General features: G+C 39.1%; 13 protein-coding genes. 1 reads left to right on the top strand and 12 read right to left on the bottom strand.

Going from position 1 to position 15,175, the window contains the following annotated elements:
- Nucleotides 1-3 precede the first annotated feature (3 nt).
- The 8 genes from LU635_RS04790 to LU635_RS04825 form a co-directional block, all read right to left on the bottom strand.
- Nucleotides 4-1,602: a glycoside hydrolase family 32 protein gene (locus LU635_RS04790; protein WP_240096759.1), complete on the bottom strand. Its 1,599-nt coding sequence runs from the start codon at nucleotides 1,600-1,602 to the stop codon at nucleotides 4-6.
- Nucleotides 1,603-1,607: 5 nt separating this feature from the next.
- Complete coding sequence (locus tag LU635_RS04795; RefSeq protein ID WP_240096761.1) at nucleotides 1,608-2,951, bottom strand: sugar porter family MFS transporter; 1,344 nt, start codon at nucleotides 2,949-2,951, stop codon at nucleotides 1,608-1,610.
- Nucleotides 2,952-3,195: 244 nt separating this feature from the next.
- Complete coding sequence (locus LU635_RS04800; RefSeq protein ID WP_341482115.1) at nucleotides 3,196-5,919, bottom strand: hybrid sensor histidine kinase/response regulator transcription factor; 2,724 nt, start codon at nucleotides 5,917-5,919, stop codon at nucleotides 3,196-3,198.
- A gap of 108 nt (nucleotides 5,920-6,027) precedes the next feature.
- Nucleotides 6,028-6,474, bottom strand: a complete 447-nt coding sequence (locus LU635_RS04805) for a YybH family protein (protein WP_240096763.1) — start codon at nucleotides 6,472-6,474, stop codon at nucleotides 6,028-6,030.
- A 43-nt stretch (nucleotides 6,475-6,517) separates the two neighbouring features.
- A complete protein-coding gene (locus LU635_RS04810) occupies nucleotides 6,518-6,952 on the bottom strand; it encodes a hypothetical protein (protein WP_240096765.1) in 435 nt (144 codons plus the stop codon).
- A 63-nt stretch (nucleotides 6,953-7,015) separates the two neighbouring features.
- A complete protein-coding gene (locus LU635_RS04815; protein ID WP_240096767.1) occupies nucleotides 7,016-7,735 on the bottom strand; it encodes a DUF72 domain-containing protein in 720 nt (239 codons plus the stop codon).
- Nucleotides 7,735-8,517, bottom strand: a complete 783-nt coding sequence (locus tag LU635_RS04820; protein ID WP_240096769.1) for an Fpg/Nei family DNA glycosylase — start codon at nucleotides 8,515-8,517, stop codon at nucleotides 7,735-7,737. Before LU635_RS04820 ends, LU635_RS04815 begins: the two co-directional genes overlap by 1 nt.
- 94 nt (nucleotides 8,518-8,611) lie before the next feature.
- On the bottom strand, nucleotides 8,612-10,366 hold the full coding sequence (locus LU635_RS04825) for an SLC13 family permease (protein WP_240096771.1): 1,755 nt from the start codon (nucleotides 10,364-10,366) through the stop codon (nucleotides 8,612-8,614).
- Nucleotides 10,367-10,545: 179 nt separating this feature from the next.
- On the opposite strand from LU635_RS04825, the gene LU635_RS04830 reads away from it, so the two are divergent.
- Complete coding sequence (locus LU635_RS04830; RefSeq protein ID WP_240096773.1) at nucleotides 10,546-10,989, top strand: hypothetical protein; 444 nt, start codon at nucleotides 10,546-10,548, stop codon at nucleotides 10,987-10,989.
- 107 nt (nucleotides 10,990-11,096) lie between these two features.
- Here LU635_RS04830 and LU635_RS04835 read toward each other — a convergent pair whose 3' ends face one another.
- The 4 genes from LU635_RS04835 to LU635_RS04850 all read right to left on the bottom strand — a co-directional run bounded on the left by LU635_RS04835 (nucleotide 11,097) and on the right by LU635_RS04850 (nucleotide 15,039).
- A complete protein-coding gene (locus LU635_RS04835; protein ID WP_240096775.1) occupies nucleotides 11,097-11,381 on the bottom strand; it encodes a hypothetical protein in 285 nt (94 codons plus the stop codon).
- A 297-nt stretch (nucleotides 11,382-11,678) separates the two neighbouring features.
- Nucleotides 11,679-12,188, bottom strand: coding sequence for a YybH family protein (locus tag LU635_RS04840; protein ID WP_240096777.1), 510 nt, complete (start codon nucleotides 12,186-12,188; stop codon nucleotides 11,679-11,681).
- A 399-nt stretch (nucleotides 12,189-12,587) separates the two neighbouring features.
- The gene (locus LU635_RS04845; RefSeq protein WP_240096779.1) at nucleotides 12,588-13,898 is read right to left on the bottom strand and encodes an amidohydrolase family protein; all 1,311 of its coding nucleotides are present in this window, start codon (nucleotides 13,896-13,898) and stop codon (nucleotides 12,588-12,590) included.
- A 178-nt stretch (nucleotides 13,899-14,076) separates the two neighbouring features.
- Nucleotides 14,077-15,039 (bottom strand): protein phosphatase 1 regulatory subunit 42, encoded by a 963-nt coding sequence (locus LU635_RS04850; protein ID WP_240096781.1) that lies wholly within the window; start codon nucleotides 15,037-15,039, stop codon nucleotides 14,077-14,079.
- Nucleotides 15,040-15,175: the final 136 nt, after the last annotated feature.

Raw genomic sequence — 15,175 nt, forward strand, 5'->3', positions numbered from 1 at the left:
TATTTATTTAAATTTTAATTGGTACGCTTCTATGTGATCCATACTGAATTCATCGCCCTCTGAACTAATGGAGAGCTGCTCCCATGGATAATTGGGAAAGAAAATTTCTGTCATCACGGTTTTTCCGTCGTCAAAGAATAATTCTATGGAGGTCTTATCAAGAATGATAATTCCATTCAATCCTTCAGCATCTGAAAGACGCGGAGCTGTAGATATTTTATTCGCAAAATCGTCTGAAAAATCGGTTTGTCCGGCTTCTGATCTGTCCAGATAGAATTCCTTTTTAGAATGATCATATCCAAAAATCAGTTCATCTCCCTGCGAATTGGAAAGCCTGAATTTATAATTGGTTTGTTTAAGTTCTGAGATATTAAATCGAATCTCGGCACTTGCAAGGTCTATCCTGGAAGAATCTATAAGTTTTGTAGTCCCCTTTATCTTTACATTATCTTCCTTATAGTTGATGCTCCTGTAGTTCTGGAGCTCTTCTGCGGGAACAGAAGTGATAATATAACTGTCACCCTTCTTCTCTAGTTTTAATTCCCTTGCAACGGTCATCGCACTTCTCCAGCTCTCAGTTGGTACTTTCTGTGCATATAACCAGTTGGACATCCAGCCTATAAATAATTTTCTACCATTCTCTTCAGGTATATTAGCCCATGTAACCCCGGCATAATTATCCTTTCCGAAGTCTATCCAGTAATGATGATCTTCACCAAGATCCTGCATTTCTTTAACCGGGGTGAATTCCTTTCCGTCAAAATCTCCCACAAAATACTGGGTTCCCGAACCACCATTATAACCTCCCGGGTTAAGACTTTGAATAAGAACCCACTTCACCTCATCACTGCCTTCAACATACATGGGAAAAAAATCTGGACATTCCCATACTCCCCCATGAGCTCCCACGCCCTTTCCGAATTCTGAAGCAAGCTCCCATTCTTTCAGGTTTTGAGAGGTATAGAAAAGGCTTTTATCATCGGCAGCAAGCACCATCACCCATTGTTGATGAATTCCATCCCAGGTCACCTTGGGATCGCGAAAATCCTTTATTCCGGGATTTTCTATCACCGGATTTCCTTCATACTTGGTCCAGGTCTTACCTTCATCAAGGCTGTAAGCAATAGCCTGGGACTGATAATCTGTTTCTCCCGCTTCTTCTCCTTTTGGATCGTGATAGGTGAAAATGGCGACAATAGGCACCTTACCATCCTTTCCAAAACCGGAGGTATTATTGTTGTCTACAACCGCGCTTCCAGAAAAAATATAACCTTTCTCATCAGGATAAATCGCTATTGGTTGTTCCTTCCAGGTGATCATATCGGTACTTATGGCATGACCCCAGTGCATTGGCCCCCATACATTATCATCTGGATAATGCTGAAAGTAAAGATGGAAATAACCATTATAGAAGAACATCCCGTTAGGATCGTTCATCCAGTTCTTTTCAGGCGTAAAATGGAAGTTAGGACGAAAATCCTCATCCTTTTGAACCTCCATCGCCACAGCTTCCTTGCCTTCTTCATCTTTCCTGTCCATACAGGAGGTTACTGAAGCAAGCGTCAAAGCCGAAATAAGCATTAAGTTGACTATTCTTTTCATATTGATCAGTTATTTGTAATTGGTACTTGTTGATTATTTATTGAAAGTTCCTCACTTAATTCCTCCAGAGATTTGCCTTTTGTTTCGGGCATCATGAAGATCACGAAGAAGAGCTGTAAAAACATCATGAATGCAAAAAAGGCAAAGACATATCCGGGCCCTATGCTTGAAAAGAGAAATGGAATCATAGAGGGTATTATCGCAGCCAGCACCCAGTGAGTGGAAGAACCAAAGGCCTGTCCCGACGCGCGCAATCTGTTTGGAAATATTTCAGAAATAAACACCCAGATCACCGCTCCCTGCCCTATTGCATGAGCTGCAATAAAAAGGAAAAGGAATATAGGCACCCAGAGTCCTCCCCAGTTAAGGAAGAACGCGGCCGCTACCAGTGACAACGAGATGATATAACCTATAGAGCCAATAAGCATTAATTGCTTTCGTCCTAAACGGTCTATAAGAAATACTCCTAAAAGTGTAAATAAGAGATTTACCACTCCTATTCCTATACTGCTTAACAGGGCTGTACTCTCGCCCAGACCGGCCGATTCAAAAATCCGTGGAGCATAATAAAGGAAAGCATTGATCCCGGATAGCTGATTGAAAAATGCTACCAGAAATGCAAGAATAAGTGGAAAACGGTATTTTTTCATGAAGATATTTTCCCCGGTCTTTTCGGTCTCAGACTGATGCTTTATTTCGGCAAGTTTTTCCCCGACATTTATATCAGGGTTTATAATTTGAAGGACTTTTTTAGCCTCTTGCTCCCTCCCCCTGGACATAAGCCATCTGGGGCTTCGCGGTATGAACAGAACAAAGAAAATATATATTAAGGCCGGAACAGATTCTATGCCCACCATCCATCTCCATGGCTGAGTTCCGGTATTCCTTAGAAGATAATTGGACAGAAATGCAACCAGGATTCCCAGCACTATATTGAACTGATAAAGCGATACCAGTTTTCCTCTTTTATCTGCCGGCGCGATCTCTGAAACATAAGCTGGAGCTGCTATGGTCGAGGCGCCAACTCCAAGTCCACCCAGGAACCTGAAAAAAGCAAATGATACAGGATCATTAACAAGTGCCGATCCTAATGCCGAAATAAAATACAGAACTCCTATTATTATAAGGGTATTCTTCCTTCCTATTTTATTGGTTGGAATACCACCGAATATTGCACCTATCACGGTACCCCAAAGTGCCATTGCCATAACCACAGAGCCATGGAAAGCATCTGAGGTTCCCCAGAGTTCCTGAAGTTGTTTGTCGGCTCCAGAAATAACTACAGTATCAAATCCAAAAAGGAATCCAGCTAAAGCAGCACTAATTGACCAGGCGAGAATTTTATTCATCTTTTAATTTATTGATATAGAAACCAAAGTATGTTTAAAATCCCCTGCGGTATTTTAAGAATTCCTCAAATGATTATAATAATGTTAAACAATAGTGAATTTTTCTATCCCAGCCTTATTTTATAGGGGTTTACAAGCTTTTAGGAAAAATTTCGCAAACGTTATAGTTGTAAAAATGATACTGGTTTTCAACTTATGTAACATATTTGAATAGCCAGTGAAGACAATGGAGAATATCTTAGTCTTAAGATTTTAACTGTTTAGGAGAGATTCCGTATTTATTCTTAAAAGAAGTTGAAAAATAGCCCGGTGAAGAGTAGCCAACTTCGTAGGCGATCTCAGAAATATTCATATCAGATTGCTGAAGAAGATTCCTTGCCTTATTAAGGCGCTGGGCACTAATATATTCACTTATAGAGATTCCAAGTAAGGCTTTGACCTTACGATATAGCTGTACCCTGGAAATATTCAATTTTCCTGCAAGTTCCTCTACTGAAAAATCAGGATCACGAAGGTTTTCATCAATGAACGCATTCAGGTCTTTAAGAAAATTTTGTTCGGCATTCTCAAAATGTTCATCCTTAACCTCATCGATCCTATTAGTGTAGTAATAACGAAGCTTTTCTCGGTTATACAGAGCTGATTTAAGGGATTCTCTTAAGATCTCATAGTTGAAAGGTTTTGTTATATAGGTATCGGCTCCCGCTTTCAAAGCCTTCAGTCTTGATTCCTTATCATCCAAGGCTGTAAGTATAATGGTGGGAATATGTGAGGTTCGCAGATCGCTCTTGAGTTCCCCGCATATCTCGAACCCATTTTTAGTAGGCAGGTTCAAATCACATATAATCACATCGGGAATTATTTCAAGAGCCTTTTCTATTCCATCGGTACCATCAGAAAGATATACATGATAATCTGTACTTAATTTCTTTTTAAGAACATAAGAAAGATCGGTATTATCTTCTATGATAAGCACGGTTTCGGCATTTTTATCCAGTGCCACATTACCCGGCTCCTCTGCCGGGATTGTTTCAGGCAGCTTATATGAGGTAGACGACTGGAAGTCAGTTTCAATCTCGGAAACATCCACATCTTTAAAATGTGCTTTCCCTTTAGGGATCGATATTTTAAATTCTGCACCCTGATGAGATGAAACCGAGATACTTCCTTCATGCAATTCTACAAACTGTTTGCTTATAAAAAGCCCCAGCCCTGAACTTGGCTTCAAATTATTGCTTCCCTGCATATAGGGGTCAAAAATTCGCTTGAACTCTTCTTTTGGAATGCCAATACCTGAGTCTTTGAAAATTATACTCACTTCATTTTCACTTTCATTCACAGCTACCAGAATATTCCCATTTTTAGGAGTAAACTTAAAGGCATTTGACAGGATATTAAAGAAAACCTTATCCATCATATCGCGATCTATATAAACTTCCATATCCTCATTCCCGGGGCAGAAGTTCAGTTTAACAGATCTTTTGACAGCTTCAGACCTAAAATCATCAACTATATTTTTCAGGAACGGAACTATCCTGGTTTTGACAGGTTTTATATTATAGGTCCCATTTTCTAGTTTCCTGAAATCAAGTAATTCATTGATCAACCTGAGCAGTCTCCTGGAGTTATTTATAATAAGATTGGTTTCATGAGAAATCCCCTTCAGTTCTTTATTAGGCCTGTCGGCAATAGATTCAATAGAACTGGTGATAAGCGTAAGAGGTGTTTTGAATTCATGGGAAAGTGCCGTGAAGAAATTGATCTTGCTTTCATTGGACACTTTCAGTTTTTCGGCAAAATTCTCGATCTGATTGCGCTGAACTATAATCTTCTTATTATTTATCTCAAGCTCCCTTTTGCTTTTTTTGATCCTTACCACCAGATAAATGCTCCAGCCAGTAAGAAAAAGCAGTAGCAATAACAGTACGATCATTATCCTGATGAGGGCACTTTGGGAATTATAGGTCTCGATCTGTTCATCTATCACCGCCTGCTGCTGTTCGATATCATTTTGCTGCTGGTTCATCTTATCGAACTGATTCTGCATGATGTCCACATTCACGGAATCTATTACAACTGTTCTTAAGATATTGTATTTATTAATGTTTTCACCCTGAATAAGATCACTTGCCATTTTAATGGCCTCAGCACCACCGGTTGGATAAAGGAGCGTCGCATCCAACAGTCCATCCTTTACCATCTGAATTCCTCCATTCGGGCCGAAAAGGCCGTCAACACCTATAATCTTTATATCATCTTCCAGAGATTTGGACCTGGCTACTTCCCATGCCCCCATAGCCATACGATCATTATGGCAGAAAATATAGTCGGGAGTTTTCACGGTATCCAGAAGAGACGAAAGTCTGTCTTTGATAGAAGCCTTTTCCCAGTCACCTTTTATTGAATAAGTTATTTGCAGCTCTGGTACAGAGTCCAGTGTGTTTTTAAATCCGATACTTCTTTCATGAGCAGGTGAGGAACCTTCCTGCCCTGTAATTTCAATTATGGTGGCTTCATTTTCTGAATGGGAAATAATATATTTTGCTGCATTTCTCCCAATTTCAATATTATTGGCCCCAACATAGGCTGTAAAATTTCTACCTTCAATTTTACGATCGATAACGATCACAGGGATACCGGCATTCATCGCTTTTTCGATCACCGGTGTTATAGGGATTGACTGAATAGGAGAAACTATAAGAACATCCACTTTCTCCTGGATAAAATCGTCTATCTGTGTGATCTGTTTTGCAATGTGATTCCCGGCATCCTTTATTTCAAGTTCCAAATCCGGATGCATGGATGCCTCCACTCTCATAGATTTATTCATCTCCTTCCTCCAGTTATCAGTAGTCATAGCCTGGGAGAATCCAATCTTATATTTATCTGCTTCCTTCTCCCCGCTACAGGAGACTATTATCAAACAAATAAAAATACGGAGTGAAAGCTTAATTAGAGACCTCATCATTTAGTATTAAAACTAGCTTCTAAAATAGAATTTAAAGATTATTTAACAAGTATGAAGAATAAATAATTACAGATTAAAGATATGTTTCTTAATCTCTTGATTTATGTATTAATCCCAGACAAATTTCCACTGTCCATCGGGCTGTCTTTTCCAGACTGTATGGAAGATGCCTTCCGAAGTATTTAGGTTTCCCAGTGAATCTGTCATCATATAAACATATTTCCCGTAAGTATACCCAAGGTCTCCTGATGAGGAAACATCTACAAAATCTGGTTTCCAGGTAAGACTGACATTCTCATTCTTTTGCAGGTTCTTATAGCTTTTCTTCAGAGCTTCCCTACCAAGGATAAGTGTGTCATTTCTCAAAACGGCAACGTCTTCTGCCGCATAGTAGAGAAAAGCTTTGGGAATTCCTTCATTATGGGCCATTTCAGCAAATGCCGCTTCGGTTTCCATGATCTCATTTTTCCATTTCTCAATATCTGTTTCCTTTTCCTTCGAGTCGCATGAAGTTAAAAGTATCACTAATATTAAGTAAAGAGGAGTTCTTTTCATAAAATACCTGATTAATCACCAAACAAGTTAAGCGAAATTCCGGTTAATTTGGCGGCATCAGATTCTCCATCATAAGGTAACTGAGAAAAATAATACAAAGCAGAGCCCCGGAAAGTATGATAAGGAGATTGATCCATTTATAGCTCAGACTGAAACTAGCCGTCTTTTTTTGCTGAAAGATGAGAAGAAAATTAAGCAGAAAGGCAATGAATGGTCCCCCCAGCAAAAAGAATCTTATTGTCCAGTTTACGATTGATGCATCACCATATTTCTGATCACTGTTTACGATCCATTCATAGACCGAAGTAAAAATCCACATATCTATCTGCAGATAATGTTTAAAGATCACACCGGTAAGGAAGAGGAAAGGTAAGATCAGTAAAATAACGCCTAAAATCACCGGAAATCTGTGGCCCGGCCTTTTAATTCTTATTTTGAATGGCCAGTGAATCTGATATGGCGACGGCGTATTTTTCATGATCTGAACTAATAACATAAATTTACGCATTAAAGCACTGAAAATCAATTAAAAAAACAGCCTTTAATCAAACATCTCTATCAAATCCTTTGCATTTCCAGGTGCGTTGGCCCCAACATCGTTATTGAAATAGACATATACTTCTTCTGCCCCGCAACTGGCAATTTTCCTCTTCCAGGATTTCAGTTCATTTAAAGAATAATTATAATCATACCATTTCCTTCCCTTGCCATGCATGCGCAGATAGGCTACTTTACCTGTAACGATCATCTCTTCGGGAAATTTTGGTGTCGATATGGAACAGAAACTTATTTTATACTGATTCAGTATATCATATACTTCATTAGTGAACCAGCTTTCATGTCTAAATTCTATAACATTCTTATTACTTCCTTTAAGAAGTTTACATAAACTCCTTAGCTTTTCATCATCCCGGTGCAGGCTGGGTGGCAACTGCCAGAGAATACAGCCAAGTTTTGTCTTCATCACCTCAGCCGCATCTTCAAATTTCCGGATACCGTCTTCAGGCTCATTAAGCTTTTTCATATGGGTAACATACCGGCTTCCCTTAAGGGTAAAGTTGAAATCTTTCCTGTAAGCCGATCTTTTCCATTTCTCTAAAGTGGAGTCTTTTGGAAGTCTGTAAAAAGTCGCATTTACTTCTACTGTATTGAAAACGCTCATGTAATGTTCCAGCCAGTTCTTCTTTGCAAGATCTTCAGGATAAAATTTTCCCTTCCAGTCTTTGTAATTCCAGCCGGAACAACCTATAAACAGCTTCATTATTTCTCTTTTTGACAGGATGGACAGTAATAGGTGCTCCTGCCTGAAATTTTGATCAGTTCGACCTTTCCACCACAGTTAGGGCATGCCGCACCTTCTTCCCTATGCCGGGTGAGATAATCTGAAGGGAGTCCGGAATCCTTTTCTTTGCTTTGAATGACGGTTTCCATCACTTCTCCCATCTGTTCATAAATCTTATCAAGTTGCTTTTCTAATAACTCATTCACAGAGGTCTTAGGGTGGATACGGGTCTGAAAAAGGATCTCATCGGCATACATATTACCAATTCCGGCAATAAGGCTCTGATTGGTAAGTGCTCCCTTAATGCTTCCTCTTTTATTATTCAGAATTTCCCTGAATTCATTTTTATCGATATCCAGGGCATCTTTCCCCAGAGAATGTTCTTCTAGAAAATCCTGCATACTATCAGCCAGGTAGATCTTACCCAGCTTGCGCGGACAGATAAAGAACAACTTTGAAGAATCCTTAAAAGCTATATAGAATCTGGTATATTCTGGCGGATCCTCTTCATGAGAAAAATCGAATTTTCCGGTCATCCCAAAATGAAAGATCAGGAATCCTCCATCTGACGTTTCAAGAAAAAGATATTTTCCGTGACGTATGGCTTTAATAAACTCAGTTCCCATGAGTTTATTTTCAAAATCCTTTTGAGGAGCCTGAAGAATTTTCGCTTCCGGGCATCTCACCAGTCTGATCTTTTTATGCAGTGCCGTTGCATCAACATATTTCTTGTAATATGCAACTTCTGGTAATTCTGGCATTTCTTTAAATTTTGCTGTTTCTCTAAAATACTGAGAACCATGGAAAAATTCTTTTAAGACTATGCTAAATTAAAATTATCTGTTCCTAATATGATCACATTTGCCAGAAGACAGGGACCAGTAATAGTATTATGATGAGAAGTATGATTGTTAAAGGGACTCCTGCTTTTATAAAATCCATAAATTTATATTTCCCAGGGCCGTAAACCAGGATACATGAAGGTTCAAAAGGAGTTATCAGGGAGACGGAAGCACCAAGCATGATGGCAATGGCAAAGGTACGTGGATCGGCCTGGAGTATGTCGGCGGCATCCATGGCAACCGGCAGGATAACCAGTGCGGCTGCCGCATTAGACATAGGCTGGGTAAGCAGGATCACGAGGATCACAAACCCGGCCAGCACCCAGATAGCACCCATGCCACCAAGGAGGCCAACCATATTGTTCGCCAGGAATTCGGAAGCACCAGAATTGTGCATGGCGGTACCAAAAGCACTCATCCCACCAATGAGGATAAGCAGTTTCCAGTTCATTATTTCATAAGCCCTCTCCACATGCAGGGCGCCAACCATCACCGTCACCAGGGCGGCCGTGAGGAATGCGACCGAAAGTGGCACCAGTTCCAATGACCCAGCGATTATTGCCAAAAGGAATATCACAGCAGAAAAGATACCTTTTCTTTCCTTGAACATATTCACTCTAAAGTCTCCCATTACCGAAAATTCAGTGGAATTTCGAATAGCGTCTATCGTCTCCTCGGTTCCCTGTACCAGCAGGACATCCCCGATCTTAAGCCTAACATTGCCAATCTTTTTCGAAACCATTCCCTCAAAGCGATGTATGGCAAGGACAACGAGTCCATAATTCTGCCGGAACCTGGCCTCCTTCAGTGTACGATCCACGAGCCTTGAACCGGGAGTGACAAGTACCTCCACCAGCCTTACCTTATCACTTTGTATCTCTTTTTGTCCAATGGTATCTGCCCGTACATGCAGACCTGCATGCTCTTTGACCTTTATGAGATCATCTACTTTACATTCTACCAGCAGAATATCCTCAACCTCAATTATGGTAGAAGGGGTTGGAATAATTTCATCCTTTCTTCGGATCACCTTTATGATCTTCACTTCCCAGTGAGCAAGTTCTGAATGGAAGGCGTGTTCTCCAATAAGGCTTGAGCCCGGGGGAATGACTATCTCGGTGAGGTATTGTTTGATCTTATAATCCTCAGTAAAGCTACCCTCCTTTCTATCTGGAAGTAATCTGCGCCAGAACACCAGCATAAACACTATACCCACAACACATAGAATAAGTCCTATCCATATAATCTCAAAAAAATGTAAAGGCTCGAGTCCCACACTCGCAATGTAACCACTAACGGCAACATTGGTGGAAGTTCCAATTAAAGTGCAGGTCCCACCGAGTATGGATGAATAGGCCACGGGAATAAGTACTTTTGAAGGGCTTATGTTCAACTTTCTGCACATTCCCACCACAGGTCCGGTGACCAGGGCTGTTACAGTGGTATTGTTCATAAATGCCGAAAATGAACCCGTAATAAGCATGGTATAGGCAATAAATAAAGATTTGCTATTTATTCCTTTTATCAGCTTGGAACCAAGTTTATCCAGAAGCCCGGTTTCAGAAAGCGCTCCGGAAATAACAAAGATGGAAGCAAGAATGATCATAAAATCACTGCTGAATCCGGCAAAGGCCTCAGAGGGAGTGAGAATACCACTAAGACTTAGAACCACCAGCAAACCTATAGTAACAACATCTACAGAGAATGTTTCGGTGGCAAATAGAATTATGGCTATTACAAGCAAACATAAGACGAGCGCTATTTCCATAATTCATTTTATTAGATGTAGATTAAATATAACTAAAATACTCAGCCCCAAAACTGTGGGAGTGGAATTTCGAATTTATATTTTCTCCTCTCAAACCAGCAAATAAAGTTTTAAATCTGGCATGGGACGCAACCATTTATATTTCTCTGTATCTAAAGTATAACCATTATGCTTAAAATATGAAGTCCAGAACATTGCTTATCCTGTTTTCCATCTTATTAAGCTTTTCCTGTTCAAGGGAGAACGAAGGGCTTTTAACAGAAGATTTCTCAGTAAATCAATATCCTCAAACCTGGAAACTGTTCAGGATGACAGGGAATATGGAAAATCATGAAACAAACGGGGAAGATATGGTCTGGCAGGAAGAATATATATTCAGGTCCAACGGTACCGTTACGAAGCTGAGGGAGCAGGACGGAGAAACATCCGATATTACCGGTAACTATAGCTTATTTAATGAGAATGAGAGGCAAGGGATTTTAATTGAATATATTGAAGACAGTTCACTTATTGGCAGTTGCACGGGCCCCGAAGAGACTCTCTATTTTGATGAAGAAGACAGGGTGTTATATAGCAACTGGTGGGCTTGCGACGGCCCTGGGCTATTCTATAAAAGAAAATAAAAGTTCTAATGGCCAATTCACTTTTCTGACAGGTGATGACAGGTCGCGAAGTAGGGTCGCGACTTTGTCGGCCATTTTTAAGTCCTTCTTAAGTTAAGGTCCTCTGTTTAGTAGGCTGTTAATCTGGCCAAAAAGAAGCCCAGCAATACAACCAGTACATAAACCAGTAAACTAAGTGCTAATAAAACCGGTCGCTGCCATCCCGCCAGTCTGCCCGATCTTTGTACTATAAAACCGAGGCGTCCGGCCAGGGCTCCAATAATGGTGATTATTACGAGTATAGGGGTCATTCTCAACCCGGGATCTGCCTGAATATAGGAACAGGCGATCAAAGCCAGGGGAGCGATCAAAGCACCCATCACTGTCCATGACAAGGGTCTTCTTTCTAACATTCCGGATGTTTTTATAGTTCTGCTCACAGCACAATTCTTTCTTTTAAATCATAAATAATCATGCCAGATTTTACGAAATTTTCAGCTATTTTTTTTACATAAGAATATGATTATAAATCACTAAGAAGGAAGATTCCTGTTTTCAGATAAAATTGAAATACCGGTGATACCAACCTTATGATTTATAAATGAAGTCTATTATTTTTTGACGGGAACTGCTAAATCCCTTATCAGGTTCTTTTGGATATTAAAACCCGGATTTTATGACTTTGGTATACGCTGGTATGCCTTAAATAATTATTGGGAAGCCATATCAGAATTGAAAATATCCCGGAACAGATGCCACTCTCCATCTACCTTTTTCCAGAGTACTATATATTTTCCCTGATCTACCTCAACCCCTTCCCTGTACATTGTCAGTTCTCCTTCTTCAATCACCAGGTCTTCGGTACCCCAGACATTAATCGTTCTTAGATCGACTTTGGAAATGCCTGAATTCATTATTCCAGACATTACCGATTGAATATTTTCTCTTCCCTCTACTGCAGGTGAGCCATGCATCATGAATTTGGCATCTTCAGTATATAGTTTTGCAAGTTCTACCGAATCCCTGGCGGCATATAATTTTGAAAACTCTGTATTAGCATCTATGATCTCTGTTTTAGCAGTCTTTAGATCAAAAGTGGCTTCAGGTGTTGCTTCCTGCTTTTCCTCTTTAGGTTCATTTGTCTTGTTATTACAACCCGAGATTAAGAAGATAATTAATAATGCCCCGGCCAATGCTGAATAAAAGTCTGATCTTTTCATTTCTTCATTATTTACTGATGCCTACTCTGATCGGTTTTCGGTAACCCCGTTTTTAAGATTTTTTCAAATCATAATAATTACATCATGTCAGTTAGGATTTTCATATCCATAACGGAATGAAATAAATTGAATAGCTTAAAAAGAGGTGAAGTTCTTTCCGGAGAATTGTGACAATATCAAAGATACCAAAATTCCGACAAAAAATCAGTAATTATCTATAATACAGATGTTTATGAAAAATAAAGTTTCGGATTGCTGGTAATTGTTTTTCTATTTCATGATACTCTATAAAGGATGCATCATGGTTGAAGATTCCATGGGTCACATAGCCGTCCTGATCATATTCTAATGACATGTTATAAGAATTACCCACACCAGGATTATAAGAAACAATCAAAATCAATAGTCTTTTCGCCAATACAACTGACCCTTCTTTATAGTGAGCATAATACTTTTTAAGGCACTAATATCATCCAGGGGGCTAGCGTTTAAAACAATCATATTAGCTACTTTTCCCACTTCTACAGATCCATGGGTATCTTCAATTCCAATTGTTCTGGCACCGGTAAAGGTGGCAGCTTCAATTACCTGCATTTCGGTTAAAATACCATCATTAACAAGAGCTTCAATTTCTTCATAAAGACTTGGGAAAGGTTCAGAGATATCATTGAACCAATCTGTTCCCGTACTGAATTTCACTCCCTTATCAGATGCCGACCTTAAGAAATCCGCATAGACCTCCCTGATTTTTAAATTTCCTATAGCTATAGAATAGGTTACATCCCAAATTGTATTTCTGTTTACCATCTCTTCAAATAATAATTGAATTTCCGGTTCCCCTACATTTACCTTTTCCATGTTTGATGGAAAAATTGCATCTCTGGCGTTCTCAAAAGAGGTGTGGGTAAAGGGAATTCTACGGGACGGATCTACGTTCGGATCCTGCCAGAAAGCACCCCAGGTATGAGTTACGACATCTACACCAGCTTTTACTACTTCCAGGGGCCTATCCGGGAAAACCGTCAGATGAGACCATGACTTTAAACCCTGTTTATGGGCTTCATCGGTAAGACGCTTTATAAGATCGGCATGTATGCCCGCATACATTTTAATTCCTGTAGCCTGAGTTCCTTTAACCTGAGCTATGCTATTTGCAATATCCATATCATTCGTAATTGTCTGGACCCAGGGAGCCTTTTTTACCCCTATACCCTGAGTAGCACCTATCTGTCTCAGGTCTTTTCGCATCATATCCGGCCCGCCTAATGTGGCTGCAAAATAAATGTCAGGCCCCGGCATTTCATTTCTTGCAATTAATCTATTATCATAGGATGAAAGGCGTGCATCACCTCCCATTTCACGTACCGTTGTAACCCCACTATAAATCCAACGCCTGAATTCCTGTTCTGTCAGTTCAGTGGATTCAAAACGCTCTCTCATACCAAAATGGGTATGACTCTCAATAAGACCAGGCAAAACAAATTTTCCTTTTAAATCCAAAACCATTACAGAATCGGGAATATATCCGGAACCACTTTCAATAATTTCCGTAATAATAGAATTCCTGATTACCACATCTCTATTAGGCAATAGATTATTCCTTCCATCAATAACATTTACCCCTTTTAGAATAAGGTCTTGGTATTCCTGCCCCATACCGGACTGACAGATCAGGAATACCATTACTAGTATGCTAACTATCTTTCTCATATCAGATATTTACAAGGTTGAGATGGATCCAGCCTGAGTAGGGTTTATCCCATAAACTATCAGGAATATTGGCTGGGACCTGTTTTGTTGTATAAGTTACTTATTTCTCATAAAAATTACCAGTCACCTGTCTTAGAAGTTGTTACAAATGCATATTTTTTCTGCCTGCCAGTAACTTTTAAAATGAACAATCAGTAGTAAGCATAGTATTTTCTCCGACTAAAGGTGAAATTTGAACCATTTCTTCTTGCAGATTATCGATGCAAATATTTTGTGGGTAAGGATAAATTGGATCTACGCCACTGGAGCCAATACCATCAGTTAAAAAGGTTTCTAAAACTGAAGTGTTTTTCAGGATTAAAGTGCTAATCATGTTCTCTCCAATATTAAGCCATTTTAAATTCGTGAGACAATGGAAATCAAATATATCCGGTTCACCACCTTCCAAATAAAACATATTGAGTACCTCTAAAGAAGGCGCCTGACAAAAATCTATATTTAAAAAACTATTTGTCAAATTTAAATCCGTTAGGTTTGAACACCCCTCTAAATTCACTGTTATAAAGTGATTTTTTTCACTATAATAATTCATCGGTCTATTCCCGGATAAATCTATTTTTTTCAGTTTAGTTAATCCTGAAAGATTGATGCTGTCAAAATATTCGGAGGCTAAATGGTTAATTTGAAGATATTCCAGTTTTCTTAAATCGCTGAAATCATAGTTTAGATTCTCCGTATTTAAAGCCTCATCATAATAAAGGGATCCTCCTGTTCCTGAAATTTTTAAAAATTTAAGATTCATAAAACCTTCAATACCAGATAAATCCACAAATTTAACCGGTGTCCCATAATCAAAATGAAGTATTAAACTTTCAATTGAATTTGCTTCCTTTTTTTGTATCACACCATCATTGTTCAAATCTGCATCTGTATCCGGAATTCCATCAGCATCAGTATCTACACAATTTGCATTAACCAGGGTATTTCTAAAGTTTTCATCAGGGATGGAAATTTCATTCCCCTGTGAGTTATCAGCTCTTAAATCATAAGACCTTAGATCTTCAGCTTTATCTGTGCTACAGGACTGACTAAATAAAAAAAGGGCAAATAAGAAGCTTAGTTTTTGAACAGAATATTTCATAATTAGCTGGTGGCTGGAAAGGCGTTGGTTAATAGTTGTCAGGAAAATACAACATAAAGAATTCACTATAACGGTAATGCTTAAAAATTAGATAAAACGATTGTTTTTATCTGCAACTGTATATTTTGAGAATAAC

Origin of the sequence: Christiangramia crocea, assembly GCF_022410465.1 — a bacterium.
In the GTDB taxonomy this organism is placed as follows: domain Bacteria; phylum Bacteroidota; class Bacteroidia; order Flavobacteriales; family Flavobacteriaceae; genus Christiangramia; species Christiangramia crocea.

Excerpts from the sequence above, each read along its gene's own strand:
- LU635_RS04790 (WP_240096759.1), bottom strand. The coding sequence starts at position 1,602 with ATGAAAAGAATAGTCAACTTAATGCTTATTTCGGCTTTGACGCTTGCT.
- LU635_RS04795 (WP_240096761.1), bottom strand. The coding sequence starts at position 2,951 with ATGAATAAAATTCTCGCCTGGTCAATTAGTGCTGCTTTAGCTGGATTC.
- LU635_RS04800 (WP_341482115.1), bottom strand. The coding sequence starts at position 5,919 with ATGATGAGGTCTCTAATTAAGCTTTCACTCCGTATTTTTATTTGTTTG.
- LU635_RS04805 (WP_240096763.1), bottom strand. The coding sequence starts at position 6,474 with ATGAAAAGAACTCCTCTTTACTTAATATTAGTGATACTTTTAACTTCA.
- LU635_RS04810 (WP_240096765.1), bottom strand. The coding sequence starts at position 6,952 with ATGAAAAATACGCCGTCGCCATATCAGATTCACTGGCCATTCAAAATA.
- LU635_RS04815 (WP_240096767.1), bottom strand. The coding sequence starts at position 7,735 with ATGAAGCTGTTTATAGGTTGTTCCGGCTGGAATTACAAAGACTGGAAG.
- LU635_RS04820 (WP_240096769.1), bottom strand. The coding sequence starts at position 8,517 with ATGCCAGAATTACCAGAAGTTGCATATTACAAGAAATATGTTGATGCA.
- LU635_RS04825 (WP_240096771.1), bottom strand. The coding sequence starts at position 10,366 with ATGGAAATAGCGCTCGTCTTATGTTTGCTTGTAATAGCCATAATTCTA.
- LU635_RS04830 (WP_240096773.1), top strand. The coding sequence starts at position 10,546 with ATGAAGTCCAGAACATTGCTTATCCTGTTTTCCATCTTATTAAGCTTT.
- LU635_RS04835 (WP_240096775.1), bottom strand. The coding sequence starts at position 11,381 with ATGTTAGAAAGAAGACCCTTGTCATGGACAGTGATGGGTGCTTTGATC.
- LU635_RS04840 (WP_240096777.1), bottom strand. The coding sequence starts at position 12,188 with ATGAAAAGATCAGACTTTTATTCAGCATTGGCCGGGGCATTATTAATT.
- LU635_RS04845 (WP_240096779.1), bottom strand. The coding sequence starts at position 13,898 with ATGAGAAAGATAGTTAGCATACTAGTAATGGTATTCCTGATCTGTCAG.
- LU635_RS04850 (WP_240096781.1), bottom strand. The coding sequence starts at position 15,039 with ATGAAATATTCTGTTCAAAAACTAAGCTTCTTATTTGCCCTTTTTTTA.